The sequence below is a fragment of the Kitasatospora sp. NPDC001539 genome (assembly GCF_040298565.1).
In the GTDB taxonomy this organism is placed as follows: Bacteria; Actinomycetota; Actinomycetes; order Streptomycetales; family Streptomycetaceae; genus Kitasatospora.
In genome coordinates, this window is record NZ_JBEPAK010000272.1 from 1 (window position 1) to 8,908 (window position 8,908).

8 protein-coding genes are annotated in these 8,908 nt (G+C 72.9%); 4 read left to right on the forward strand and 4 right to left on the reverse strand.

Translation table 11 applies throughout. The features are described 5' to 3' along the window. Positions 1-103 precede the first annotated feature (103 nt). The gene (locus ABT247_RS28760; protein ID WP_350748083.1) at positions 104-550 is read right to left on the reverse strand and encodes an anthrone oxygenase family protein; all 447 of its coding nucleotides are present in this window, start codon (positions 548-550) and stop codon (positions 104-106) included. A gap of 91 nt (positions 551-641) precedes the next feature. On the opposite strand from ABT247_RS28760, the gene ABT247_RS28765 reads away from it, so the two are divergent. Continuing rightward, positions 642-1,220, forward strand: coding sequence for a TetR/AcrR family transcriptional regulator (locus ABT247_RS28765; RefSeq protein ID WP_350748086.1), 579 nt, complete (start codon positions 642-644; stop codon positions 1,218-1,220). 471 nt (positions 1,221-1,691) lie between these two features. On the opposite strand, the gene ABT247_RS28770 is transcribed toward ABT247_RS28765, so the two are convergent. Further along, complete coding sequence (locus ABT247_RS28770) at positions 1,692-2,273, reverse strand: TetR/AcrR family transcriptional regulator (protein ID WP_350748089.1); 582 nt, start codon at positions 2,271-2,273, stop codon at positions 1,692-1,694. A gap of 156 nt (positions 2,274-2,429) precedes the next feature. On the opposite strand from ABT247_RS28770, the gene ABT247_RS28775 reads away from it, so the two are divergent. Both ABT247_RS28775 and ABT247_RS28780 read left to right on the forward strand, forming a co-directional pair. After that, positions 2,430-2,780: an antibiotic biosynthesis monooxygenase family protein gene (locus ABT247_RS28775; RefSeq protein WP_350748092.1), complete on the forward strand. Its 351-nt coding sequence runs from the start codon at positions 2,430-2,432 to the stop codon at positions 2,778-2,780. Positions 2,781-2,845: 65 nt separating this feature from the next. Then, complete coding sequence (locus tag ABT247_RS28780) at positions 2,846-3,346, forward strand: DUF4267 domain-containing protein (RefSeq protein WP_502892521.1); 501 nt, start codon at positions 2,846-2,848, stop codon at positions 3,344-3,346. Between the two features lie 153 nt (positions 3,347-3,499). On the opposite strand, the gene hrpB is transcribed toward ABT247_RS28780, so the two are convergent. Beyond that, on the reverse strand, positions 3,500-6,013 hold the full coding sequence (hrpB, locus tag ABT247_RS28785; protein WP_350748095.1) for an ATP-dependent helicase HrpB: 2,514 nt from the start codon (positions 6,011-6,013) through the stop codon (positions 3,500-3,502). Positions 6,014-6,018: 5 nt separating this feature from the next. After that, a complete protein-coding gene (locus tag ABT247_RS28790) occupies positions 6,019-6,927 on the reverse strand; it encodes a class I SAM-dependent methyltransferase (RefSeq protein WP_350748097.1) in 909 nt (302 codons plus the stop codon). A gap of 413 nt (positions 6,928-7,340) precedes the next feature. Between ABT247_RS28790 and rpsA the strand changes: the two genes are divergently transcribed. Then, positions 7,341-8,831, forward strand: coding sequence for a 30S ribosomal protein S1 (gene rpsA, locus ABT247_RS28795; protein WP_350748100.1), 1,491 nt, complete (start codon positions 7,341-7,343; stop codon positions 8,829-8,831). Positions 8,832-8,908: the final 77 nt, after the last annotated feature.

Sequence of the window (8,908 nt, forward strand, 5' to 3'; positions counted from 1 at the left end):
TATAACACCCCGCCATTAAAAACAATCTTACCCTCCCCGACCCTCTTCCCATCCGCGATGTGTCGGCCGGCGGCGGCCGGCCGCCGGCTGTGGGCGCGCGGGCTCAGGTGAGGGCGGCAGCCAGCAGGGCGAAGGCCGCGATGATGACGGCGACGCGGGCGTAGTGGTAGCGGTCCCAGCGGTTCGCCTGCTGCTTCCAGTCGGCGGGCCGGTTCTCCGGGGTCCACGTCTTGCCCCGGTTGTTGATCGGGACGAGCAGCAGGACCGACATGATCACGCTGACGATCAGCAGCCCGGCGGCGGTGAGGACGAGGCCGGTGCCGGGGTCGTGCCATCCGGTGACCGCCCAGATCCCGGCGAGGGCGAGCGAGCCGATGTACCAGAACGGCATCACGGCGCCGAGCATCCGCCCTCCGTGGGCGCGGCCGAGCTGGTCGCTGTCCTCCGGCAGTGCGTTCAAAATCCGGTTGATGACGAAGGCGACGGAGAACTCCACCCCCACCATCACCCCGACGACCACGATGGTGACGACCTTGAGTGCGTCGAGCATGATGACCCCTCCTGCGATCTAGCGCTGCTAGGTGATGAGTCAACGCTAGACCTGCTGCCGCTCCCTTGTCTAGCGGTGCTAGGATCCAGTCATGTCGGTACAGGAACGCAAGCAGCGCGAACGGGCGAACCGCGAACGCCTCATCGTGGCGACGGCCCGCGAACTCGCCGAGCAGCAGGGGTGGGACGCGGTCACCACCCGCCGCCTCGCCGAGCGCATCGAGTACAGCCAGCCCGTCCTCTACAGCCACTTCCGCGGCAAGCGCGAGATCATCGGTGCCGTCGCCCTCGAAGGCGCCGCCGAGATGGCGGTGGCGCTGCGCGCTGCGACCGCGGCCGCGGACGGCCCGCGCGCCCGGGTCGCCGCCCTCGCCCGCGCCTACCTCGACTTCGCCGAGCGCAACCCGGCAGTCTACGACGCCATGTTCCAGCTCGACGGCGGTCTGGCCTTCGCCCGGGAGGACACCCCCGAGCCGCTGAAGGACGCCTTCTCCGCCCTGCTGGAGACCCTGGTCGAGGTCGCCGGGGACGGCGTCCACCCCGGACTGTTCACCGAGACGTTCTGGGCGGCCCTGCACGGGCTGGCCACCCTCACCCGGGCGCGACGGCTCCCGCCCGAGCACACCGAGCACCGGATCGAGCTGCTGGTGGACCGGCTCGCCGTGCTCTGAACCACCGCCCGGCGGACAGGCGGCGGGCCGGCCGGTGGCACCGCACGGGAAGTCGGCGGGCCCGACTTCCCGTGCTCATGGGTCGAGCAGGGGATCGAGCCGATGCGGACCGGGCCGATCGTCATCGCCGGGTTGAAGAACACAGGTCGAAGAACAAGGGCCTCCGGCCCTGCCTGATGACGGTGCCCGTGCGGTTGCGGGACGGGAGGGCGGTCATGCTGCCGTTGCCCGCTCGGCTCCCCGTCGCGATGCTCCGGACGTGGGCGACCGGCGAAGGGTTGACGCGCCCGGTTGCTTGGGGGCCGGCCGGACGATCCCCGAAAGGGCAGGCCACGGCAGCGGGTTGAGGCCCTGCGCGGGAAGCCGGCGGGGTCGACTTCCGGTGTGCGGGGTCCGTCGCAGCGGCCGGCCCCTACCCGTTGGGGGCGCCCGCTGTGGCCGACCGTGGCGCGGGTGCCCTCGGCGCGTTCCTCAGGGCGTGGGTGCGGTGAGGTACCGCTGGATCGTGGGGCCGAGCCAGTCCACGATCTCCTCGCGGCTGAGCGCCATGCTCGCCGGGAACCGCAGCACGTAGCGCGTCAGCGCGAGCCCCAGCACGGTCGATGCGCACAGGGCCGCCCGCGTCGGCGCCTGCTCCGGCTCGGGGCCCACCCGGCGGGCCAGCGGGATCAACTGGTCGCGCAGCACGCTCTGCGTGCGGTCGGCGGCGTTCGGATCGGTGGCGCCGACCCGCAACAGCGCGGTGAGCTCCTCGTTCTCCTCCCACAGGGTGAGGAACTGGCGCACCAGCGCACGGCCGACCTCCTCGCGCGGTTCGAGGGGCAGGCCGGGCAGCCCCGGGTCGACCGCGACGGCCGCCGCGAACAGGCCCGCCTTGTTGCCGTAGTAGCGCATCACCATCGACGGGTCGATCTTCGCGTCGCGGGCGATGGCCCGGATGGTCGCCTTCTCGTAGCCGTCCGCCGCGAACCGGTTGCGGGCCGCGGCGAGGATCGTGGCGCGAGTGGCGTCGGAACGCCGTGCGGTCTGCTGGTTCTCCGTGCTGCCGGTCATGCCAACAAATGTAGGCCAACACGTGTTGACAGTCCAGTGCCGCAGCTCTACGTTTGCCAACAAGCGTTGACCAACAAGCGTTGGCAAGGTTGTCGCCGCAGGGATGCCCGTCCGTGGTGCCGCGGGACGACCGACAGTCGGAAGGAAGCACCGAACATGGCCGCACTGCAGAGCCTGGACCCGAACACACCGCTGTTCGCGCAGTTCCAGGAGAGGACCGGGCCCGTCGTCCTGGCCAACACCTTCGTAGTGCCGAAGGAGCGGACCGAAGCGTTCCTGGCTCTCTTCCGCCGGCAGGCGGAGTTCATGAAGGCTCAGCCGGGATTCGTCTCCCTGCGGATGCACAAGGGGACGGCAGGCAGCCGGCTTCTGATGAACGTCGCCGTCTGGGAGTCGACCGAGGCGCTCGCCACGGCTGTCGGCAACCCGGAGTTCCAGCGCATGGCGGCCGAGTTCCCCGACGACATCGTGTCGTACCCGCACGTCTTCGAGCGGATCGACGCATGAGGCGGCAGCCGCGGCCGGGTGGGGACGGCCCGAGGAGCAGGTCCGAACGTCGAAGGAGAAGTGCCGTGTCGCTGAAGAACGCCACCACCGTGCTGGCCACCGTCTGCGCCCTGTTCGCCCTCTACCTCGGGCTGTCCTTCGTCCTGGCTCCGGAGGCGTCGACCCGAGGCGTCGGGCTGCCGGCCTGGCCCGCCGGCAACGGCGACGGCTACCTCGTCATGAAGGGCACCCGGGAGCTCGCGATGGGCCTGGCCACCGGCGTCCTGCTGGTGACCGGCCACCGCCGAGCCCTGGGCTGGGTCCTGCTGGCCGAGGCCGTCGCCCCGTTCGGCGACATGGTCAACGTCCTGGCCCACCACGGCTCCGGCGCCGCCGCGTTCGGAATCCACGGCCTGACCGCGGCGCTGATCGCGATGACCGGCCTGCTGATCCTCCGCGAGACCGGCAAGGCGGACCCGGGCCACCCTGGCCACCCGGGCCACCCGGGCCACCCTGGCCACCCAGGCCACACCGCCCACACGTCCCACGAGGCCGCTGTCCCGGCGCCCGGCGCGCAGCCCGCCTGACACCTCCGTGCCCCGAACGCGTGCCCCGAACGCCAGCCCCGAACGCGTGGCCCGGCCGCCCGGCCGGGCCACGCCCATGCCGTCGGCGACCCCCGGAGAGGGTTCGACCACCGGAAAGGGTTCGACCAGCGGAAGAGAGTTCGGATCCCCCTGTCACTTCCGGGCGTTGGTGCGACGGGTGGGCTCGGCCGTGGTCGGGTCCTCGGGCCAGGGGTGGCGGGGGTAGCGGCCTCTCAGATCCGCTCGCACTGCGTGGTAGCCGTTCTGCCAGAAGCCCTCCAGATCACCGGTGACGGCGGCGGGGCGCCCGGCGGGGGAGAGCAACTGCACGGTCAGCGGCACCCGGCCGCCGGCCAGGGCGGGAGCCGCCCGCCAGCCGAACAGCTCCTGCAACTTGACGGCCAGTACCGGGCGTTCGGCGGTGTAGTCGACCCGTATCCTCGAGCCGCTGGGCACCGTGATCCGCTCGGGGGCGAGTTCGTCCAGGCGGCCGGCTTCGCCGCTCGCCCACGGCAGCAGGCGCTGGAGCGCCGCCGTGGTGTCGATCCGCGCGAGGTCGGCGCGGCGGCGGGCGCGGGAGAGCTCCGGCTCCAGCCACTCCTCGGCGCGGTCCAGCAGCGCCTCGTCGCTGACGTCCGGCCACGGGTCGCCGACGGCGGCGTGGAGGAAGGCGAGGCGTTCGCGCAGCCCGGGGGAGGGCCAGGTGAGCAGGGTGCTGACGCCCTCGCGGGTGAGGCCTTCGAGCAGCGCGGCGCGCACGAGCGCCCGGTCAGGGCGGTCGAGTGGTTTCTCGGCGAGTTCGATCGCGCCGAGGGTTTCCACCTGCCGGGAGACGACCTCCCCGCGCCGGGTGTCCCAGTGGACCTCCTCGCGCGCGGTGAGCAGCGCCGCCCCCGCCTGCCGGGCGGTGGACTCGTCCAGCGCCGCGGCGTGCAGCACCCGCGCCGAGTGCGCCCCCGCCTGCCGGTCGGCGACCGCGACGGCGAGCCACGGCACGGCGCCCAGCCGGGTGTCCGGGGCGAGTTCGGCGGCCGTGCCGGAGGCCATCAGGTACGGGCTGCGCTCGCCGGGGGCGGGCCGTTCGACCCGTGCCCGGGCGATGCGTTCGGGGAAGGCGAGGGCAACGACGAGGCCGACGGCGGTGGCGTCGGGCACCGGGGTGGCGGGTTCGTCGGAGGTGGCGCGCAGCAACCGGCGGACTTCGTCGCGCCAGCGGCCGGCGTACGGGTCGCCGGACGAGTGGACCGTGCGCCACACCGCGCCGAGGTCGTCGCCCAGGGCGCGCGGCGGTTCTTCGGAGAGCAGGGCGACGACTTCGGCCGCGCGCCGCGCGCCGACCGCCGCCGCGCCGTCGACCAGGGCGCGGCCGAGTCGGGGGTGCAGCCCGGTTCGGGCGAGGCGCACCCCGCGCGGGGTCGCCCGGCCGTCGGCGGAGACGGCCCCGAGGGCGAGCAGGGTCTGCCGGGCGGCGGCCATCGCGCCTGCCGGGGACCGGTCGGGCAGGGCGAGGCCGGTGGCGTCCGGGTCGCCCCAGCAGGCGGCCTGGAGGGCGAAGGACGTGAGGTCGGCGAGGGCGATCTCGGGCGTGGGGAAGCGGGCGGCGCGGGCGTCCTCGGCCTCCTGCCAGCAGCGGTACACGGTGCCGGGGGCCTCGCGCCCGGCGCGCCCCGCCCGTTGGCGGGCGGCGGCCAGCGAGGCGCGGACGGTGACCAGCCCGGCCAGCCCCCGGGCGTGGTCGGTGCGGGGTTCGCGGGCGAGTCCGGCGTCGACCACGACCCGGACGCCGGGCACGGTCAGCGAGGACTCGGCGACGGCGGTGGCGAGGACGACCCGCCGTGACGGCGAGGGCGCGAGGGCGGCGTCCTGGACGGACTGCGGCGCGCGGCCGTGCAGTTGGAGCACCTCGGCGTCAGCTCCGCCGAGCAGGCCGGCCACCCGGGCGATCTCGCCGACGCCGGGCAGGAAGCAGAGCACGTCCCCGTCGCGCTCGCCCAGCGCCCGCCGGACGACGGCGGCGACGTGGTCGAGCAGCGCCGGGTCGACCCGGGTGCCGTGGGCGGGCCGGACGGCGCGCGGCGGCGGCGCCCAGACCACCTCGACCGGGTGGGAGACCCCGTGCGCCTCCACCACGGGGGCGCCGTCGAGGAGTTCGGCCCAGGCGGCGGTGTCGGAGGTCGCCGAGGCACAGACCAGCCGCAGTTCGGGCCGCAGCGCCGCCCGGACGTCCAGCAGGAAGGCGAGCGCGGTGTCGGCGTCCAGGTGCCGTTCGTGGCACTCGTCCAGCACGACCACGTCCACGCCGGGCAACTCCTGGTCGCGCTGGAGCCGTTGCAGCAGCACCCCGGTGGTGACCACCTCGACCACCGTCTCCGGGCCGACGCGGCGCTCGCCGCGCACGGTGTACCCGACCTCGTGGCCCACGGCCGAGCCGAGCAGCCAGGCCATCCGCCGGGCGGCCGCCCGGACGGCGAGCCGGCGCGGCTCGGCGACCAGCACCCGCCGCGGCGGTCGTCCGTCGCCGAGCAGCCCGGCGAGGGCGAGCGGCACCAGGGTGGTCTTGCCGGTGCCGGGCGGGGCGGCGAGGACGGCGGTGCCGTGCCCGTCGAGCGCGCGGTGCAGCTCGGGCAGGGCGGTGCGGACGGGCAGGTCGCGCCAGGCGGGGTTCAAGCGGCTCAGCCCCGCTCCGCCACGAAGATCGCCGTGCCGGGGATCAGCCGTCCGCGCAGCGGGGACCAGCCGCCCCACTCCTGCTCCAGGTCGGCCGGCCACTCGGGCTCGACCAGGTCGAGCAGGCGGAAGCCGGCGCCGACGAGTTCGCGGACCCGGTCGCCCAGGGTGCGGTGGTGTTCGACGTAGGTGGCGCGGCCCTGTTCGTCCTCCTCGACGTAGGGGGTGCGGTCGAAGTACGAGGAGACGGCGGTGAGGCCCTCGACGCCGGGTTCGTCCGGGAAGGCCCAGCGGATCGGGTGGGTCACCGAGAACACCCAGCGGCCGCCGGGGCGCAGCACCCGGTGCACCTCGCGCATCAGCCCGGCGGTGTCGGCGCTGAAGGGGACGGCGCCGTAGGCGGAGCAGGCGAGGTCGAAGGAGCCGTCGGCGAAGGGCAGCACGGCGGCGTCGGCCTGGACGACCGGTACGGGGGCGGTGCCGCGGCCGAGGTCGATCCGGCGGGAGTGCTGGAGCTGGCGGTGGGAGATGTCCAGCGCGACGGGGCGGGCGCCGCGGCCGGCCAGCCAGCGGGAGCACTGGGCGGCGCCGGCGCCGATCTCCAGGACGTCCTTGCCCGCGACCTCGCCGAGCAGCCGGGCGTCGGCCTCGTCCAGGCCCTCGGGGCACCAGGTGAAGCGGTCGTCGCCGAGGAACTCGCCGTGCTCGTCCTGGTACTCGTCGGCGTTGCGGTCCCACCAGTGCCGGCTGGCGCGGCTGCTCTCCCCGGTGCCGGCCGCGCGGCGCACCGCGTCGTCGCCGTCCTCCTCCTCGCCCTGGGGGAGGCCGCCCTCGGCGAGGTCGTCCCCCGGGGCGGAGGTGTCAAGATCGTGGAGGTCGGACTGGGGGGTGGTGGCCACGGTGACAATGCCCATCGCGTAGGGTATGGAATGCGGAAGCGCCGCTGCCGCGAACCGGCCCGTCAGGGTCCGGCTCCTGGCGGTGGCATCCGGGGAAGGGCCCCTTCGGGAGCCGCCGCGAGGCGCGCAATCGGAGGATATGGCCTGATCCGTACTGGGCTCCACCGTCTTGCCGTCCTTGGCATTGACCGTGCCTGGCCGTCCCCGTATGCTACAAGTTGCGCTGCGGGCCTGCGCGCCTCGGACGGAGCAGGTCGCGCTCGCATCTGTCGAAGACCCCACGGTCGCAAGACGGACGCCGGTTCTCGTCGGACGACGGGATCCCGGTGCGCCGTGCTCTTGGCTGTCCGGCTTTCGGTGGGAGCGATACGGGCCCTCCGCGTGGCATTACCTACGACTTTCATGTCCGTACCGGAGCCCTTTTCCTAATGACGAGCCCCACCGACTCCTCCCTCAGCACCACCCCGCAGGTCGCGGTCAACGACATCGGCGACGCGGACGCGTTCCTCGCCGCGATCGACGAGACCATCAAGTACTTCAACGATGGCGACATCGTCGAGGGCGTCATCGTGAAGGTCGACCGTGACGAGGTGCTCCTCGACATCGGTTACAAGACCGAGGGCGTCATCCCCTCCCGTGAGCTCTCGATCAAGCACGACGTTGACCCGCACGAGGTCGTCTCCGTCGGTGACAACATCGAGGCCCTGGTTCTCCAGAAGGAGGACAAGGAGGGTCGTCTCATCCTGTCCAAGAAGCGCGCTCAGTACGAGCGTGCCTGGGGCACGATCGAGAAGATCAAGGAAGAGGACGGCATCGTCACCGGTACCGTCATCGAGGTCGTCAAGGGTGGTCTCATCCTCGACATCGGCCTCCGCGGCTTCCTCCCCGCGTCGCTCGTCGAGATGCGCCGTGTCCGCGACCTCCAGCCCTACGTGGGCAAGGAGCTCGAGGCCAAGATCATCGAGCTGGACAAGAACCGCAACAACGTGGTCCTGTCCCGCCGTGCCTGGCTGGAGCAGACCCAGAGCGAGGTCCGCCAGACCTTCCTCACCACCCTGCAGAAGGGCCAGGTGCGCTCCGGCGTCGTCTCCTCGATCGTCAACTTCGGTGCCTTCGTGGACCTGGGTGGCGTCGACGGCCTGGTGCACGTCTCCGAGCTGTCCTGGAAGCACATCGACCACCCGTCCGAGGTCGTCGAGGTCGGCCAGGAGGTCACCGTCGAGGTTCTCGACGTGGACATGGACCGCGAGCGCGTCTCCCTGTCGCTGAAGGCGACCCAGGAGGACCCGTGGCAGCAGTTCGCCCGGACCCACCAGATCGGCCAGGTCGTCCCGGGTAAGGTCACCAAGCTGGTTCCGTTCGGTGCGTTCGTCCGCGTGGACGAGGGCATCGAGGGCCTGGTCCACATCTCCGAGCTGGCCGAGCGCCACGTCGAGATCCCGGAGCAGGTCGTCCAGGTCGGCGACGAGATCTTCGTCAAGGTCATCGACATCGACCTCGAGCGTCGTCGCATCAGCCTCTCGCTGAAGCAGGCCAACGAGGCCCTGGGTGCCAACCCGGCCGAGGTCGAGTTCGACCCGACCCTGTACGGCATGGCCGCCTCGTACGACGACCAGGGCAACTACATCTACCCGGAGGGCTTCGACCCCGAGGCGAACGACTGGCTGCCCGGCTTCGAGAAGCAGCGTGAGGAGTGGGAGCGCCAGTACGCCGAGGCGCAGGCCCGCTTCGAGCAGCACCAGGCCCAGGTCATCAAGAGCCGCGAGGCCGACGCCGAGGCCGCTGCCGAGGGTGGCGACGCCGTCGCCGCTGCCGCCGGTGGCTCCTACTCGTCCAGCAGCGACGAGGGCTCGGGCGCCCTGGCCTCCGACGAGGCCCTGGCCGCCCTGCGCGAGAAGCTGGCCGGTGGCCAGAGCTGAGGCTCTCGCCCCCCGCTAGCTGACAGCTAGACGACGGGCCCCACCCGGATCCTCCGGGGGGGGCCCGTCGGCGTTCC